Source organism: Rhizobium sp. TH135 (assembly GCF_002855515.1).
Lineage (GTDB): Bacteria > Pseudomonadota > Alphaproteobacteria > Rhizobiales > Rhizobiaceae > Allorhizobium.
Genome location: NZ_PKRP01000003.1, coordinates 558,775 through 574,892 on the forward strand (window position 1 = coordinate 558,775; position 16,118 = coordinate 574,892).

Genomic DNA, 16,118 nt, shown 5'->3' on the forward strand with positions numbered 1-16,118 from the left:
CGGTCAACGATGGTTTGGATATGCGACCTTTACCGTCGGGGGCAAAGCTCGCGTAGCAGATCCTCGGGACAAGCCCGAGGATGACGGCAGACGGGTCGGGACAGGGCTATTCCCCTGCCCGCATCAACATTCGACGACGTTTACGGCAAGACCACCGAGCGAGGTTTCCTTGTATTTCTCGCTCATGTCGTTGCCGGTCTGGCGCATCGTCTCGATGCACGCATCGAGCGGCACGAAATGCACGCCGTCGCCCTTGAGTGCGAGCGAGGCCGCCGTCACGGCTTTCACGGCGCCCAGCGCGTTGCGCTCGATGCAGGGGACCTGAACGAGGCCGGCGACCGGGTCGCAGGTCATGCCGAGATGGTGTTCGAGCGCGATCTCAGCGGCGTTCTCTATCTGCTCCGGCGTGCCGCCCATGACGGCGGCAAGACCGGCGGCCGCCATGGCAGAGGCCGAGCCGACTTCGCCCTGACAGCCGACCTCAGCGCCCGAAATCGAGGCATTGTGCTTGATGATCCCGCCGATGGCGGCAGCCGTCAGCAGGTAGTCGCGAATGCCCTGCTGATCGGCGTCGGGATGGAAATGCAGGTAATAGCGGATCGTGGCGGGCACGACGCCGGCAGCGCCATTGGTCGGAGAGGTCACGACGCGGCCGCCGGCCGCATTCTCCTCGTTGACCGCCATGGCATAGACCGAGAGCCAGTCATTGGCGAGAACAGGGTTGAGACGGTTCGAGCGCCATTCCTCCTGCAGCTGATCATGGATCGATTTTGCGCGGCGGCGGACCTTCAATCCGCCCGGCAGCTGGCCGTCCTGGCGCAGGCCACGGTCGATACAGCTCGACATCGCGTCCCAAAGCCTGTCGAGACCGGCATCCAGATCCTCGCGGGACCGGACGACTTCCTCATTGGCACGCTTCATCTGCGCAATCGTCATGCCGGAGGCGGCGGCCATTGCGAGCATCTCCTTGGCCGAGGCAAAGGGATACGGCACCTTTTGCGCCGAGGCCTGCTTCTTCTGCTTCTGCATGGCGAGCAGCTCGGTGTCGGTTACGACGAAGCCGCCACCGATCGAGTAATAGATCTGGGTGAGCAGGACGCGCCCGTCCTTGTCCAGCGCCGACAGCCGCATGCCGTTGGCATGGCCGGACAATGGGGTCTTCTTGTCGTAGACGAGATCGTCCTTTGGCTGGAAATGATAGGCCGGATGGCCGGGTGGCGTGACACGACCTGTTCGTTCCACCTCGGCTATAATGCCCTCCATCCGATCAGGATCGATGCTGTCGGGCGCCTCACCCATCAAACCGATGATGACGGCATTGCCGGTACCGTGGCCGATGCCGGTGTAGGCGAGCGAACCATGCAGGCTGGCCTTCAGCGCTGCGACATGGGCGCCTGCCGGGCGCGGCCACTGGTCGGAGAGAATGAGATCGAGAAACCGGTTGGCCGCCGTCATCGGACCCATGGTGTGGGAACTCGAGGGGCCGACGCCGATCTTGAACACGTCGAAAACCGAAAGAAACATGGGGCTCCTCGCATGCGAACATTAAAGCGCAAAGGCTAGAGCATCGCCTAACACGAATGCGCCTTGCAATCGACATCGGCTTTCATGGCCGCGACATGGCAGAGATGGTGTTTTGCCCCTGAAACGCAAACAGCGCGGTCGAAACGACCGCGCTGTTTGTTCAATCGCCTGTGGCGGATGTCAGATCGTGCCGAAAAGGTAGGCCAGGCACATAACGCCGGCAAAACCCATCAAGGCACGGAAGGTGACACCCCAGCACGACTTCTGGAAACTGCCTTCCATGGAAACTCCAAACGAGGTCACATCACAAGGAAAGCCGTCCCCCGACCGCTTTCTGATGCTTGATCTATTAAAATCGAGCAGGCTTCGCAACTGCAAAAATGGCAAAAGGGAGGCGCATTTTGCGTATCAGGCATGCGCCTCTTGCATGGATTTATGAAATTACAATGAGTTAGCCAGTGGAAGCGTTAACGACCGCCTCATTCACCCTGCCTCAATTTGGACCAATATCTTTCGCGTGGTTAATTCCCATTGTGGACAAGCCAGTCGACGGGATAATGGCGCCTGCGATCAGCCTTGAGGATTCGCCGCAATGACCATCGTCGACTACTGCGCCATGGCGCTCTTTGTCCTGCTCTGGCTCGCCTATGCGCGGATCACCGGCAACCAGCAGATACTGTCGCGCACCAGCCTGACCAAGGCCATGGCCGAGCGGCGGCGGGAATGGATCCTGAACTCGATGAACCGCGACCTGAAGATGATCGACACACAGATCATGGGCGGATTGCAGAATGGAACGGCATTTTTCGCCTCGACGACGATCTTTGCCATAGGCGGCTGCTTTGCACTGCTCGGCGCGACCGAACAGGTCGACGCCATTCTCCGGGACATACCCTTTATCGTCCAGGGCGGCCGGGCGACCTTCGAGCTCAAGGTCTGCGGGCTGATTGGCCTCTTTGCCTATTCCTTCTTCAAGTTCGGCTGGTCCTATCGCCTGTTCAACTACTGCACCATCCTGTTCGGCGCGATCCCGATGACCGAAGAAGCGGCCAAGGATCCGAAGCGGGCGATGGACGCGGCCGAACGCACCATCCGGATGAACATCATCGCTGCCAGCCACTTCAACATGGGCCTGCGCGCGATCTTCTACTCGATCGGCTATCTCGGCTGGTTCGTCAGCCCCTGGGTCTTCATGGTGGCGACCGTGCTCGTCTTCATCGTCCTGCTGCGCCGGCAGTTTTTCTCCGAGGCGCGCCTTGCTCTGCTGACCGAGCGCGATACCTGAAAGCGGGAGGACACCTGCAAAGCCTTGATTTTGCCGTGTTTGGCACCGACCCCGCAGGCTGAGCCAACCCGTGGGCAGCGCGCCTGACGAACGAGACGTGAAGGAAGACTGCGTGGCAGACACGACTGAGCCCCGATCCGGTTCCGCCCGGCCGCGCCTGCTGGCTCTCGATGCCGCGCGCGGGCTCGCCCTGATCGCCATGGCGAGCTATCATTTCAGCTGGGACCTGGAATTCTTCGGCTATCTGGCGCCGGGCACATCTACCCAGGGTTTCCTGCGGATCTATGCCCGGATGATCGCCTCTAGCTTCCTGTTCCTGGCCGGCTTCAGCCTTGTGCTGGCGCAGTATCCGACGCTGAGACTGCAGCCCTTCCTGCGTCGGCTCGGCACGATCGTGATAGCCGCCGCCGCCATTTCGGTGGCGACCTTCTGGTTTACGCCGGACAGCTGGATCTTCTTCGGCATCCTGCATGCAATCGCGCTCTCCAGCCTGATTGGTCTTCTGTTTCTGAAGCTTCCGCCGCTCGTCACGCTGCTTGCAGCGGTGGTCGCCTTCGCCCTGTCCGCATACCTTCGGTCGCCAAGCTTCGATGCACCGTGGTTCTGGTTCCTTGGTCTCTCCGAAACCCTGCCCCGTTCGAACGACTATGTGCCGCTCCTGCCCTGGATCGGCGCCTTGCTGACAGGCATTGCGGTCGCGCGCTTTCTGGTAGATGGGGACAGGCTCGGCTGGATCGACCGACTGCCGGCCGGCCCGCGCTGGCTGCGCTGGGGCGGACGCCATTCGCTGACCGTCTATCTGCTGCATCAGCCGGTGCTGATTGCGGGGCTTTATCTGGCAAGCTTCGTCATCCCGCCGCCGGCCGTCGATCCCGTTGCGCAGTATATCGGGAGCTGCGAAGCAAGCTGCCTCGAACAGGGCAATGAAGCGGGGCTCTGCCAGCGCTTCTGCGCCTGTACGCTGGAACGGCTGCAGGCGGAGAACCTCTTCTCTCCCCTCCAGTCTGGCGCAATCTTGCCGGAGCAGGATCAGCGCATACAGACGCTGGCCGACGATTGCACGTTGAGGAGTCAGTCAGCGCCGTAACGGGGAGTTCTTCAATGAATGCCTACCGTGCGAAGCCTCTGAAATATCCCTGGCCGCCGATGCTCTATCTGACGAGCATCCTGACCGCCATTCTGGCCGGACGCATTGCGGCTCTGGCACCGATCCCCTCGCCCCATCCGCTGTTGTTGCCGTCGATCGGTTTCGCGATTGCGCTTATCGCCGTCACGCTCGATATCTGGGCGGTGCGTACGCTGATGGAACGACAGACGCCCGTGCTCGACAGCGGCTGCGCCCGTTATCTCGTCACCTGCGGTCCCTTCCGCTACAGCCGAAACCCGATCTATCTCGGCTATACGCTGTTCACGGTCGCGCTCGGGCTGATGTCCGGCAACAGCTGGTTTTTCGTGGCAGCGCTGGTGTCGCTAGCAGCCACACGACTGCTCGCCATCCCAAGCGAGGAGCGCCATCTCGAAGCGCGATTCGGCTTCGATTACGAGCACTATCGCAAGCGGACGCGGCGTTGGTTCTGATCAGGTGAGTGGCGCGAGGTCAGGCGGCGTCAGGTGCCGACGCCGATTTCCACGAGGCGCGTGAGACAGGCTTCTTCGGCCTGGTCGAGTTCGGATAGCGTCTCGTCGATGTCGCGGCGCTTCTGGCGGAGCTCGTCGCGCTTCTCGTCGATCTTCTTCATCATCAGCTTGAGCTGGCCGATTTCGCCCGGCGGCTCCTTGTAGACGTGAACGATTTCGCGGATCTCGGCGATGGTGAAGCCGATGCGGCGACCGCGCAGGATTTCCTGCAGAAACCGACGGTCAGCAGCACGGTAGAGGCGCGTGCGGCCACGACGTTCCGGATGCAGCAGGCCCTCGTCCTCGTAAAACCGCAGGGTGCGCGTCGAAACACCGAATTCACGCGTGAGCTCTGTTATGCTATAGTATTTCTTCACGGTCATCCGATCCTGTACTGGAGACCATGATATTGACTTTTACGTACAAGTCAATTTTTTGCCCCGCCATTCGCCCATAACGCAGCCCTTGAGGGCGTGTGCGCTGTGCCCCGCATCACATGAACCACCAGGTGGCAAGGCCGAGAAAGGCAAAGAAGCCGGTGATGTCGGTTACTGTGGTGACGAAGACCGCGGAGGCCACCGCAGGGTCTGCCCCGAATCGGTCGAGCGCGAGCGGGATGAGAATGCCGGCGATAGCAGCCGCCATCATGTTGATCAGCATCGCGGTGGCGATGATGCCGCCGATATTGACATCCTGAAACCAGAAGCCGGCCACAGCCCCAATCAGAAGACCGAAGATCACGCCGTTCAGGAGCCCGACGCCTGCCTCGCGTCGCACGACGCGGAAGGCGTTGTGGATATCGAGATTGCGGGTGGCGAGCGCGCGCACCGTCACGGTCATGGTCTGTGAGCCGGCATTGCCGCCCATGCCCGCCACGATCGGCATCAGCACGGCGAGCGCCACGATCTGCTGGATCGTCGCCTCGAACAGCGAGATGACCGAGGCGGCCATGAAGGCGGTGACAAGATTGACCGCAAGCCATGGCACGCGCGAGCGGGAGGTCTCGCCAATGCTGTCGGAGAGTTCTTCGTCGCCGACGCCGCCGAGACGCAGCAAGTCCTCCTCCGCCTCTTCCTGGATGACGTCGACCACGTCGTCGATGGTCAGCACGCCGACGAGCCGCTCGTTCTCGTCGACGACGGCCGCCGACAGAAGGTCGTATTGCTCGAAAACCTGGGCCGCCTCTTCCTGGTCCATTTCGGCCGGGATCGGGTGGTTGGTCGCATGCATGATGGTTTCGATCTTCACCTGGCGCTTGGTGCGCAGGATGGCATCGAGATTGACAGCGCCAAGCAGCTTGAAGGTCGGGTCGATGACGAAGATCTGGGTGAAGCTCTCTGGCAGGTCTTCCTCGTCGCGCATATAGTCGATCGTCTGACCGACCGTCCAGAAGGGCGGCACGGCGACGAATTCCGTCTGCATGCGGCGACCGGCCGAACTTTCCGGATAATCGAGCGCGCGGCGCAGGCGCACCCGCTCGGTAAACGGCAGCTGCGCGAGGATCTCCTCGCGGTCCTCGTCGTCGAGGTCTTCGAGAATGTAGACGGCGTCGTCCGAATCGAGCTCTCCGATGGCAGCGGCGATCTGCGCATTCGGCATCTGGTCGACGATCTGCATGCGGATCGCTTCATCGACTTCCGTCAGCGCCGTCATGTCGAAATCGTCGCCGAGCAGACGGATCATCGCCAGACGCTGGTCGGGCTGGATCGCCTCGATAAGGTCACCAAGTTCCGATTCGTGCAGCTTGGCGACGTATTGGCGCAGGAAAATGACGTCGCGGTCGGCGATCGCCGCGCCGACCATGGTCAGGAAGTCGTGGCGAACCGAGCCTTCCTCGTCATAGATGTCGTCTTGCTTGTCTTCGGCCGCCGGGCGGTCGAGAATCTCGTCGTCGTTCTCTGTCATCCCAACCTCACGCTTTGCGGCACCATGCCTCGACGACCCGGAGAATGGCCGCAAAAACCCTCAAGTCAACAAGCAGATAGCGGAAAAACGCGCATGGCTGTGCAAAGCGCCGCGCTTCCTGCTAGCGTGACCGACAGGCCACAGCCGATTGCCCGGACACACCGCCAGAAGTGAGCTTACCGTGACCCGTCTGACCATACGACGCTATCCCGATCCGGCCCTGAAAGCGGCGGCCGAGCCCGTCACCGACTTCGGCCCCGAGCTCGCGACGCTTGCGGATGATCTCTACGAGACCATGAAAGCAGCACCCGGCGTGGGCATTACCGCACCCCATTGCGGCATCCTCAAGAGGCTGACCGTCATCGACCTGCCGGAACTCGGCGGACGGCAGGATTATGTCAATCCGGAGATCCTGTGGTTCTCGAACGACGTCATGACCCACACGGAGGGCAGTGTCTCGATGCCAGGCATGACGGAAGAGGTCACGCGGCCAAAGGCAGTGCGCGTCCGCTACCAGACACTCGACGGTGCGGTGGTGGAGGAAGACCTCGAGGGTTTCGCCGCCATCTGCATGCAGCACGAGGTAGACCAGCTCGACGGCATCTTCTGGGTCCAGAAACTGTCCCGCCTGAAGCGGGAGCGTCTCCTGAAGAAATGGGAAAAGACGGCCCGCTGACGGACGCGGCCGAACAAAGCGGAAGGCCCGGCGTTATCCCGTCACCAGAGTGACGAAGGAGCCCCCCGATGGCCAAGGACGACCGCAAGACCGAATTCTCCCGCGAAGACGAATACCGCGACTATGATCAGCGCAATATCGGCGAAGGCTGGCCCTATGCCGATGGCCCGGGTGCGACAGCATCCCCGGTCGACAATCGCGGCTACGGCGAGACGGGCGCGAATTTCGACCGCGAGCGCAATGAAGGCTTCAGGGTCGAGTCGGTCACCGACGAAGGCTTCGAGCCGGATCTCGCGACGCCTGACACCCCAACGACCGAAGGCCGCGAGGATGATGACCAGCTCGAATCGGACATTTCAACAGTGCTCGAAGGCTTCGACGACACGGTCCTGACCGGCCTCGACATCCATGTCGACGGCCATGTCGTGACGCTGCGCGGCGCCGTAGACACGGCCGAGGAACGCCGGGCGATCGAACTCAAGGTGCTTTCCGTGAGCGGGGTCCGCGAGGTGAAGAATTTCGTCACGACACTCGGCGTCGACAGCCACATTCCCGACGATGGCGATTGAGCAGCCTTACCCAGCAGCGCTCTGGCGAACGGCCCAGGCCAGAGCGCCAAGGGAGAGCCCGATAGCGATGAGGTTGATGCCCAGAATCAAACCGACGAGCCAGAGTGCCGCCACCGGCATCGAGGCCAGCAAGATCAGGGACAAAGCGATCGACAGGCAGCCACTGATCAACATCCAGGTCCAGCTTGGCAGGGGGCGAACCGTCATCGCGAAGACCACCTTGGAAATACCCTCGATCATCAGAAATACGACCATAAGCAGGGACAGCAGCAGAAGGCCTTCGCCGAGATTGCGCAGCAGCAGGATACCGAGCAGCACCGCAAGCACGGCGGAAGTGAACTGCAGCCAGAAATTCGGCGCGTGGCGGGCACTGATCAGTCCAAGGCACTGGATCAGGCCTGTGAGCACCATCAACCAGCCGAAGGTGACAACCGCCGCCGCTGACGAGACCACAGGAAACAATGCCGCGAAGATACCAGTCACCACCAGCAGCACCGCCTCGACGAGATGGAACGTCGCATGCTTGCGCACGGACTGACGCACCGCTTCACGATAGACCTGGGCTGCAGCATCGAGTGAGATGGTCATGGACCGCTCCTTTCGCCGGGCATCGGCCAGGCAGAATGCAGACGAGGATGGCCGGCGGCGCATCATTGGCATTGCACCGATGATACGCCGCATTGAACGGTCGGTTCAATAGGCCGTCCAGCCTCCGTCGGTCGCGTAGATGCCGCCGGTAAAATTGGACGCCTCGTCAGACAGCAGGAACAACATCATGCCCACCTGCTCGTCGACAGTCGCCGGACGATGCTTCTTGTCGGTATAGGCAAGGATGCTGTCGATCTTGATGCGCCCCATGGTGGGACCGGTCGCAGCCTTCGAAGAAAGCGCAACCAGTTCACCCGCACGCGCCACCATCGGCGTATCGGTGGCAGCCATGTTCACCGAATTGACCCTGATCCCGTACGGCGCATAGTCGATCGCTGCATTTCGGGTCAGTCCGGTCACGGCATGCTTGCTCGCCACATAGGCCGGATTGCCGGAAAGACCCGTCATGCCGGCAATGGAGCCTACATTGACGATCGCTCCGCCGGCGCTCTGCTTGACCAGCTGCTTCAACTGCGCACGCATGCTGTAGAACACGCCGGTCGCATTCGTCTTGAACACATTATCCCAGTAGAGATCGCTGGCCTCGTGGATGGGAGCGAAGATCAGATCGCGCTGCTTGTCGAAATTGATCGGATCACCCGAATAGACGCCGTCCATCACCCCGGCATTGTTGAGAGCACCGTCGAGCTTGCCAAACTGCGATACGGCCTGGGCAACGGCCTGCTCCGAGACGGCGGGGTCGCCGACGTCGCCGAACACGAAAACGCTCTTTCCGCCGCCAGCCAGAATGGAATTGTGCGTCGCCTCTCCGAGATCCTTGATCCAGTCAACGCCGACGACATTCGCCCCTTCACGCGCAAGCCTGATCGCCGCTGCCTGCCCCATCCCCCGCGCAGATCCGGTCACGACGAAGGTGCGCCCTTGGAAGCGATTGGAGATGAAAAAATCACTTGGCGTAGATGTGATGTCGACCACAGCATTTCCGTCCGGTCGACCACCCCCCATCTGCGCAGCGGCCGTGTTACCCGCGACACCATCCATCACCGCGCTCGCTGCCACCGCTCCTGCCGCAAGCGACACGCCCTTCAACAAATCCCGTCTGTCCATTCCGGCATCCTCCTCAGTGGTTGGTAAAATCAGAACGCCACGCGTAGGAACGCCATGGCACTCCACCAGGTATCGGCAGCACCCGAAGTCGCTTCCTTGACGGCCTCACCGGGGAAAGTCGCGGCAACATGGCCTTGCAACATCACCCTTTGCGAGATGAACCACTTGGCCGTGAGATTGGCCTCGTAGCCGAGCTCTTTCGAACCGAGGAATGAGAGGGCCGGGTTGCCCCCGAGGTTTGTTGCGCTATCGGCCGTGAAGATCCAGAACTGCGGGACCAGTTCGACCCGAGGACTAGGTTTCAAGCGCAACTGCAGGCGGTGCGCGACGAGGTTGCTGTCCTGAAACACCTTGAAATGATTGATGCCCTGGACCCACTGTTCACCGTTACCGCCGGACAGCAGAGGGTCCCAGCGTTCGAACCGAGCCGTACCGGGGTCATCACCGGAAAACTGCGCATAGCGATAGCTCACCACGGGCTGCCACGCGAGTTCGGAGAACTGGTAGCCGACTTCGGCCGCAAGCGCTGTCGCATGCATGTCAAAATTATCGTTGCGCTGCAGGGCGAATTCAGCGTTTCCGAAGAAGTCGCCATTCGGCTGATCCCAACGGATGCGCGCATTGAACACCTCCAGTCCGTCACGTCCCAGAGTGGCAGTCGCTGGATTGGGCGCCGTCGTGGCAAAGTAGGAATAGTCAGACTCGAGAACCCTGATATAGCTGCCGCCCAACTTGAAACCGCCACCGATCAGGCTCTCGACGTTCAGTCCCACCATGCGCGTCCGGGAATCGACGACCGGAAGTTCGTCCGGATCGAGATAGAAGATTTCGGCGAGACTGTTGTTGTAGCGCAACTGCCCCAGAACCAGCATGTCGGCGGCCCAGCGCGGATTGGATTGCAGCGCAGCCCGCTCGTCGCCATTGGACGCGGTATTGCCGATGATCATGCTGTCGGCGATGGCATATCGCTTTCGTCCGACCGAGGCGTTCCAGACCAGCCGGTCACCGGAATCAAAGGTTTCACCGCCGACGAGGCCGAGATAGGCATCCTCGATGCCGAGATAGGCGCGGCTTTCATCCGTGAAGAGCTCAGTGCCGGCCGAACCGCTCAAGATCCCGCTCAGACCGCCATAGAGGTAGATGTCGCCGTTGAGCGGGGTCAACCCATAAAGACCCGTATGGACGAAACCTTCGCCCCATCCGCTCGCCCCGCTTCCGGCTGTGTCTCCAGACGCCAGCGGATTCCCGTTGAGGAACAGGTCGGGGCGTCCATACCAAGCATCGACATTGCCATAGAGCATTGTCAGGGTTTCGAGCTTGCCGACAATAATGGTCCCTTCACTATCGTAAAGGATGGGCAGATCCTTGGCATCGCCGGTGACAAGGTAACCGCGATCCTCTTGCAGGATCTGATCGCTGAGCGTCGCATTGATCGTGAGAGCGACCCCGCCTGAACGCCCGGAATCAACAACAAGGTCAGCGGATGCGACCGGCGCCTGACGGGATGCCCGGGCAATCGCGATCTCCACTTCGGCCCGACTGAAGGCTACACCGGGAAAGAGACCGATACTCCGCCGTATTAGATCGATCATGCGACCATTGGCAGCGGCGTCGCGCGACGGATTGGCCAGAACAACATCAATGCTCTCGACGACCCGTCCTTCGTCTGACGAAGGTGTCTGTGCGTGGACCACCCTTTGCATACCCAGCGCAAGCAGGACGATTACAGCAGTCGTAAAGACTACATAAGCAGGGAGACCACGAGGCGGGACTGGCGCACGCTTCAAAGCGATAATCGCCAAATCGGCAAGTGTTTGATACATAACGCCCACCACAAACCTGCCAAACACGATATGAGCGTATGCCGATCCTCACCTTAAGCAACAACTAAAAATTATATACGAAAAATTGCATCCAGCCGTGTGCCACAATCGATATAAAGGAATCTTGGAGAAGTATCGCAGCGAGATCACGCGTCGTGCATACGGACAACAAAAAACCCGGCTCGAAGGCCGGGTTCTTTTTTGGTGCGGTCGAGAAGACTCGAACTTCCACGGGTTGCCCCACAGCGACCTCAACGCTGCGCGTCTACCAATTCCGCCACGACCGCATCGTGGTAGGCGCCGAATTGCTCCGGCGGGGCTGCATGTAGCAAAAGCCTCTGGGGTCCACAAGCCCGCCGTGACAGATTTTTGAAAATTCGTCATGGGCGGTGGAAAAGCCCTCAGGATGGGGGTGGCTGGAGCCCTTGAAGTCTGGGGCTTTTCTTGCCAAATAAAGGAAAAACAAGGCTTTGCGCCTATCCACAGCCGAAGGCAAATTTCATGCTCCGCACTGATCTCGACCTTTCCATGCACGCCCAAGAAGGCTCCGCCCCGGTGCGCTGGCGAGTCGCCGACGGACTCGTCGGATATGAGGACGCGGTTGCGGAGATGGAGCGGCAGGTAGCGGATATCGCTGATGGCAAGGCAGACGAACTGGTATGGCTGGTGGAGCACCCTGCCCTCTATACCGCTGGCACGAGTGCCGATTCCAAGGACCTGATCGAGCCGGATCGCTTCCCGGTCTTTGCCACCGGCCGCGGCGGCGAGTACACCTATCATGGCCCCGGCCAGCGCGTTGCCTATGTGATGCTCGACCTCAAACGCCGCCGCCAGGATGTGCGAGCCTACGTAGCTGCACTCGAAGAAGTCGTCATCCGCACGCTCGACAGCATGAACGTCAAAGGCGAGCGCCGCGAGGACCGCGTCGGCGTCTGGGTGCGTCGTCCGGAAAAGCCTGCCCTGCCGGATGGCACCATGAGCGAGGACAAAGTTGCAGCACTCGGCATCCGCTTGCGGCGCTGGGTGAGCTTTCACGGGCTGTCGATCAATGTCGACCCGGACCTCTCCCATTTCGGCGGCATCGTGCCCTGCGGGATCTCCGCCTATGGCGTGACCAGCCTGGTCGATCTTGGCCTGCCCGTGATGATGGCGGATGTCGACATCCGGTTGCGCGAGGCATTCGAAGACGTCTTCGGCCCGACGACGAACGCCGCCTGAGGGCTTACGCCCGCCCCATGACGGGCCCGCCGAGATCGCCGGCATCCCGCCGACGCTCGTCTCGCTCTTCATAGGTTTCGATCTGTCGGGCGATCTTTTCGATGAGGCGCCCGCATTCAAGATGGGCATCGGTCAGGCGCTGCAGTTCCAGCTTCAGCGCCTCCAGCGGCAAGTCTCCGGATTCCTGGATCGGACCCGAGCCAACTCCGGTCATCAGCCACATCGGCGAAACACCGAGAATGCCGGCGAGATCGATTAGGCTCGACGGACGTGGCTCCGCGCGGTCGGCTTCCCAGGCGAGAAGGTTGTCGCGTTTCACGCCGATGCGATTTGCGACATCGGCAAGCGAAAGACCGGAGGCGTCACGCGCCGCGGAAAGGCGCCCTCCAAGCGTATCGTCACTCGAATCCGTCATACGGGAAAAACGCTCGCGTGCGGGCATTCGCGACCTCCTGATCGTTTCGTTCCGTCGAGCCAGGTGCCGACGGCTGACAAAGTTCCGATCTCACATCGCTACATTAGCGGATGCATAGACCCCGCATCTTTCCCGGCGCGCCACCCACGAGTGTAAACCCGCCACATGGCCTCAGCCGAAAGATGCGTACAAACGCCTGATAAACGCGAAGGTCATTCCTTTGTTCCCGAGTTTCTTTCACTTGATTACGAGGGGCGGGTCATGCTTGTTCAGCGAACGCAGCACGCTCCTCTTTTTCCGAGTCTCTTCCATGCTCAGCTCGTCTTCCACTCCTTTTCGCGGCATGGTCCTCATGGCGGGCTGCATGCTCGTCCTGCCGGTGATGGACGCGATCGCCAAATACATGGCGACGGTGGAGGGCATGTCACCGGGGCAGATCACCTTCTATCGCTTCTTCTTCCAGCTGGCCTCGGTGCTCCCGCTCCTGATTGCGATCAACGGCATGGGCGCTTTTTCGGCCAAGCGCCCCTGGATCAATCTGTTGCGCGGCGCAATCCACGGCGCGGCAAGTCTGATGTTCTTCATGGCCGTCAAATACATGCCGCTGGCCGATGTCTTCGCGATCTATTTCGTCGAGCCCTTCATCCTGACGGCGATGTCGGCGGTTTTCCTCAAGGAGAAGGTCGGCTGGCGCCGATGGCTGGCGATTGCGGTCGGCTTTGGCGGTGCGATGATCGTCATTCAGCCGAGCTATGAAGTCTTCGGCCTAACCGCCCTGCTCCCAGTCGCCTGTGCATTCCTTTATGCGCTCTATATGTTCCTCAACCGCGCGATCGGAGAGGCTGATTCACCGATGACCATGCAGACCATGGCAGGCATCGGCGGAACGTTGTTCATGGGGGCGACGCTGCTGCTCGGAACCGCAGCCGGCGATGCAGATTTCGAGATTGCACTCCCGACTTCCGCCCTTGGGCTCGGGCTGCTGATCATTCTGGGCGCGATTTCCGGCTATATTCACCTGCTCGTCGTCCGCGCCTTCCGCATGGCGACCCTCTCGGTGCTGGCGCCGTTCCAGTATTTCGAAATCATTGCGGCCGTTGCACTCGGCTATCTCCTGTTTGACGAGTTTCCAACGCCATCGAAATGGCTGGGCATCCTGATCATCGTGGGTTCCGGCCTCTTCATTCTCTGGCGGGAGCAGAAGCGGGCATCCCCCGCTCAAACGGTGCCGGAAGCGGGCTGAGCCAAGCGGCAGGATATGTTGCATTTGAGCGATTCCAGCGATGGAATCGTAAGGCTTCTCGCTTAGGTTGGGCCAATCAATCCTCACCATTGGGAGAGCCTTCTTGGCGACACATCAGGCCGCAGTCTTTCTGGCCGCGTTCAACCTCGCCCTGCTGTGGCTCCTGATGGCAGCCCCGCTCGGGCGCCGGACGATCCGTGTGAGCCGGATCATCCGCGAGCGCCCGGAGGAACTCTGGAACATCACGCGGCCTGCCGGTGATCTCACGGCCTGGCACCCGAACGTGATCTCCGTGGAGCCTGTCGACGGCAAGCCGGATCTGATCGAGTTCGCCTACCGGAACCCGGACCGCCACGGCCGTCCGAGCCGACGCACCATGATCGTCGATCGCACCGCCATGACCGCTGGCACCTGCTTTTCCTGCGACCTGAGGGTGGTCGGCGACAGCACGCTCGATCAAACCTTCTGGGAAGGCTACCGGGAAAGCCGGAAGGTCGAGCGCGCGCCGCTGGGCAGCCGGGTCACATTCGAGCAGACGGACAACTATCGCGGCCTTGCCTTCTATCTCTTCCGCAAAATGGCGCTGTCCCGCGAACTGGCCTCGCTGAAAGACCATGTCGAGGAACGCCACAGCTCAGGCTTCCTGCATTTCGAGCATCCGGCCTGGCAGACGGTGCTGGTCATCATCTCCACCCTTCTGCTCTGGCCGTTCTTCAGTCTGACGGCCACAGGCCTGATGATGTCGGTCTTCCTGACGCTGGTCATCCTGCTGCACGAACTCGGGCACATGGTGGCCTACCGCGCCTTTGGCCATCCGAGCGTCCGGATGATCTTCGTGCCGCTTCTGGGCGGGATCGCGATCGGTGGGCGGCCCTATAACAGCCATTTCGAGGTGGCGACCTGCGCCCTCATGGGAGCGGGCTTTTCTGCGCTTCTGGTGCCGATCCTGGTCGCAGCGCACCAGTCGGTGCAAGGCATTCCGCATCCGGCCGCCATGGACGGTCCGACATTGGTCTTCCTGGTAATTCTCGGAGCCTTCAACCTGTTGAACTTGCTGCCGACTTACCGCTTTGATGGCGGACAGGTTCTGCGCCAGGTCTTCGAAGGGCAAAGTGCGCTCGCCATCACCAGTTTCGTCGTGACAGGTGTGATCTTGTGGACAGGCTGGCGGATCGGCCTAGAGGCGCCGATGCTGATCGGTGGCCTGATGATTTTCATCCTGCTCAGCCTGATCAGGACGAAATCGATCAAGCCGCGCGAGGCGCTGGTGCCGATGAATGCAGCCGAAAGGCTGATGACCGGCTTTGGCTATTACGCAGCGCTCGCCATTCATGCCTATGCCGTCATCTATGCCTGCGACAGGTTGTTTGATTGAGGCGTACCATCACCGTCCAAGCTTGACATCGCCGGGCGCTCAGGTTCCAAGAAGCGCATGGACACCGCGAACACACCCCTCTCCGCCGGCTATCACGATGTTGCGCCCGACATGCTGGCGACCATCGTTACCTGCCTTGAAATGACGGCGAGACCCGCGCTCCGCGCCAATCCGCCGACGGATGGATTGACGGTCGAGCGCTGGCATTCGCCGTCGCTCGACGACTATCGCGCGCTCTATCGCCGGGTCGGCGAAGACTGGCTCTGGGTCTCGCGCGCAGTGATGGCCGACGATGCTCTGCTGGCGATCATCGGAGACCCCGCAGTCGAGATCTATGCCATGATGCGAGATGGCGAGCGGTTGGGCCTGCTGGAACTCGACTTCCGCGAGGCCGTGCAATGCGAACTGTCCTTCTTCGGGCTCGACCAGAGCCTGATCGGCGCTGGCGCAGGGCGCATCCTGATGAATGTCGCGATCGAGAAGGCCTGGGAGAAACCCATTCAGCGATTCTGGGTGCACACCTGCCATCTCGACCACCCGGCCGCCCTTGCCTTCTACCAGCGCTCAGGCTTCAAACCTTACAAGCGCATGGTCGAGATCTTCGAAGACCCGCGTCAGACCGGGAAACTGCGGGCGGATGCCGCTCAGCATTTCCCGATCCTGAAGTCTGAATAGCCAAGAAAAATCAGACTATTGATAAAATCCGGCTCGCCCCTTGAGCCGGATGGCAATGCCGTGCGAAAGTCCGGCCC

The 16,118-nt window shown here is 61.0% G+C and carries 16 protein-coding genes and 1 tRNA gene; 9 read left to right on the plus strand and 8 right to left on the minus strand.

Going from position 1 to position 16,118, the window contains the following annotated elements; genetic code table 11:
* Window positions 1-123: 123 nt before the first annotated feature.
* Complete coding sequence (locus C0V73_RS11660; protein ID WP_102020141.1) at window positions 124-1,524, minus strand: L-serine ammonia-lyase; 1,401 nt, start codon at window positions 1,522-1,524, stop codon at window positions 124-126.
* Window positions 1,525-2,116: 592 nt separating this feature from the next.
* On the opposite strand from C0V73_RS11660, the gene C0V73_RS11665 reads away from it, so the two are divergent.
* The 3 genes from C0V73_RS11665 (at window position 2,117) to C0V73_RS11675 (ending at window position 4,387) form a co-directional block, all read left to right on the plus strand.
* On the plus strand, window positions 2,117-2,809 hold the full coding sequence (locus C0V73_RS11665) for a DUF599 family protein (protein ID WP_102020142.1): 693 nt from the start codon (window positions 2,117-2,119) through the stop codon (window positions 2,807-2,809).
* Window positions 2,810-2,921: 112 nt separating this feature from the next.
* Window positions 2,922-3,896, plus strand: coding sequence for a DUF1624 domain-containing protein (locus tag C0V73_RS11670; RefSeq protein WP_245407943.1), 975 nt, complete (start codon window positions 2,922-2,924; stop codon window positions 3,894-3,896).
* A 14-nt stretch (window positions 3,897-3,910) separates the two neighbouring features.
* Entirely contained in the window at window positions 3,911-4,387 is a 477-nt protein-coding gene (locus C0V73_RS11675) for an isoprenylcysteine carboxylmethyltransferase family protein (protein WP_102020144.1), read from the plus strand.
* 29 nt (window positions 4,388-4,416) lie between these two features.
* Here the strand turns inward: C0V73_RS11675 and C0V73_RS11680 are convergent, their stop codons facing one another.
* Entirely contained in the window at window positions 4,417-4,809 is a 393-nt protein-coding gene (locus tag C0V73_RS11680) for a MerR family DNA-binding transcriptional regulator (protein ID WP_054149681.1), read from the minus strand.
* 109 nt (window positions 4,810-4,918) lie between these two features.
* Window positions 4,919-6,331: a magnesium transporter gene (mgtE, locus tag C0V73_RS11685; RefSeq protein WP_102020145.1), complete on the minus strand. Its 1,413-nt coding sequence runs from the start codon at window positions 6,329-6,331 to the stop codon at window positions 4,919-4,921.
* A 181-nt stretch (window positions 6,332-6,512) separates the two neighbouring features.
* Between mgtE and C0V73_RS11690 the strand changes: the two genes are divergently transcribed.
* Both C0V73_RS11690 and C0V73_RS11695 read left to right on the plus strand, forming a co-directional pair.
* On the plus strand, window positions 6,513-7,007 hold the full coding sequence (locus C0V73_RS11690) for a peptide deformylase (protein WP_102020146.1): 495 nt from the start codon (window positions 6,513-6,515) through the stop codon (window positions 7,005-7,007).
* A gap of 68 nt (window positions 7,008-7,075) precedes the next feature.
* Window positions 7,076-7,576, plus strand: a complete 501-nt coding sequence (locus C0V73_RS11695; protein ID WP_102020147.1) for a BON domain-containing protein — start codon at window positions 7,076-7,078, stop codon at window positions 7,574-7,576.
* A gap of 6 nt (window positions 7,577-7,582) precedes the next feature.
* Here C0V73_RS11695 and C0V73_RS11700 read toward each other — a convergent pair whose 3' ends face one another.
* From C0V73_RS11700 to C0V73_RS11715, 4 genes are all read right to left on the minus strand, one after another.
* The gene (locus C0V73_RS11700; protein WP_102020369.1) at window positions 7,583-8,164 is read right to left on the minus strand and encodes a DUF308 domain-containing protein; all 582 of its coding nucleotides are present in this window, start codon (window positions 8,162-8,164) and stop codon (window positions 7,583-7,585) included.
* 105 nt (window positions 8,165-8,269) lie between these two features.
* On the minus strand, window positions 8,270-9,292 hold the full coding sequence (locus tag C0V73_RS11705) for an SDR family oxidoreductase (RefSeq protein ID WP_102020148.1): 1,023 nt from the start codon (window positions 9,290-9,292) through the stop codon (window positions 8,270-8,272).
* A gap of 29 nt (window positions 9,293-9,321) precedes the next feature.
* Window positions 9,322-10,986, minus strand: coding sequence for an alginate export family protein (locus C0V73_RS11710; protein WP_172450137.1), 1,665 nt, complete (start codon window positions 10,984-10,986; stop codon window positions 9,322-9,324).
* 331 nt (window positions 10,987-11,317) lie between these two features.
* A tRNA-Leu gene (locus C0V73_RS11715) sits at window positions 11,318-11,402 on the minus strand.
* Window positions 11,403-11,616: 214 nt separating this feature from the next.
* Between C0V73_RS11715 and lipB the strand changes: the two genes are divergently transcribed.
* Window positions 11,617-12,333, plus strand: a complete 717-nt coding sequence (lipB, locus tag C0V73_RS11720) for a lipoyl(octanoyl) transferase LipB (RefSeq protein ID WP_102020150.1) — start codon at window positions 11,617-11,619, stop codon at window positions 12,331-12,333.
* A 4-nt stretch (window positions 12,334-12,337) separates the two neighbouring features.
* Here the strand turns inward: lipB and C0V73_RS11725 are convergent, their stop codons facing one another.
* Entirely contained in the window at window positions 12,338-12,775 is a 438-nt protein-coding gene (locus C0V73_RS11725; protein WP_102020151.1) for a helix-turn-helix transcriptional regulator, read from the minus strand.
* A 283-nt stretch (window positions 12,776-13,058) separates the two neighbouring features.
* Between C0V73_RS11725 and C0V73_RS11730 the strand changes: the two genes are divergently transcribed.
* The 3 genes from C0V73_RS11730 (at window position 13,059) to C0V73_RS11740 (ending at window position 16,041) form a co-directional block, all read left to right on the plus strand.
* Window positions 13,059-13,991, plus strand: a complete 933-nt coding sequence (locus C0V73_RS11730; protein ID WP_102020370.1) for a DMT family transporter — start codon at window positions 13,059-13,061, stop codon at window positions 13,989-13,991.
* A 103-nt stretch (window positions 13,992-14,094) separates the two neighbouring features.
* The gene (locus C0V73_RS11735) at window positions 14,095-15,366 is read left to right on the plus strand and encodes a hypothetical protein (protein ID WP_102020152.1); all 1,272 of its coding nucleotides are present in this window, start codon (window positions 14,095-14,097) and stop codon (window positions 15,364-15,366) included.
* 57 nt (window positions 15,367-15,423) lie between these two features.
* Window positions 15,424-16,041 (plus strand): GNAT family N-acetyltransferase, encoded by a 618-nt coding sequence (locus tag C0V73_RS11740; protein WP_102020153.1) that lies wholly within the window; start codon window positions 15,424-15,426, stop codon window positions 16,039-16,041.
* The last annotated feature ends 77 nt before the right edge of the window (window positions 16,042-16,118 follow it).

Excerpts from the sequence above, each read along its gene's own strand:
- C0V73_RS11660 (WP_102020141.1), bottom strand. The coding sequence starts at position 1,524 with ATGTTTCTTTCGGTTTTCGACGTGTTCAAGATCGGCGTCGGCCCCTCG.
- C0V73_RS11665 (WP_102020142.1), top strand. The coding sequence starts at position 2,117 with ATGACCATCGTCGACTACTGCGCCATGGCGCTCTTTGTCCTGCTCTGG.
- C0V73_RS11675 (WP_102020144.1), top strand. The coding sequence starts at position 3,911 with ATGAATGCCTACCGTGCGAAGCCTCTGAAATATCCCTGGCCGCCGATG.
- C0V73_RS11680 (WP_054149681.1), bottom strand. The coding sequence starts at position 4,809 with ATGACCGTGAAGAAATACTATAGCATAACAGAGCTCACGCGTGAATTC.
- mgtE (WP_102020145.1), bottom strand. The coding sequence starts at position 6,331 with ATGACAGAGAACGACGACGAGATTCTCGACCGCCCGGCGGCCGAAGAC.
- C0V73_RS11695 (WP_102020147.1), top strand. The coding sequence starts at position 7,076 with ATGGCCAAGGACGACCGCAAGACCGAATTCTCCCGCGAAGACGAATAC.
- C0V73_RS11700 (WP_102020369.1), bottom strand. The coding sequence starts at position 8,164 with ATGACCATCTCACTCGATGCTGCAGCCCAGGTCTATCGTGAAGCGGTG.
- C0V73_RS11705 (WP_102020148.1), bottom strand. The coding sequence starts at position 9,292 with ATGGACAGACGGGATTTGTTGAAGGGCGTGTCGCTTGCGGCAGGAGCG.
- lipB (WP_102020150.1), top strand. The coding sequence starts at position 11,617 with ATGCTCCGCACTGATCTCGACCTTTCCATGCACGCCCAAGAAGGCTCC.
- C0V73_RS11725 (WP_102020151.1), bottom strand. The coding sequence starts at position 12,775 with ATGCCCGCACGCGAGCGTTTTTCCCGTATGACGGATTCGAGTGACGAT.
- C0V73_RS11730 (WP_102020370.1), top strand. The coding sequence starts at position 13,059 with ATGCTCAGCTCGTCTTCCACTCCTTTTCGCGGCATGGTCCTCATGGCG.
- C0V73_RS11740 (WP_102020153.1), top strand. The coding sequence starts at position 15,424 with ATGGACACCGCGAACACACCCCTCTCCGCCGGCTATCACGATGTTGCG.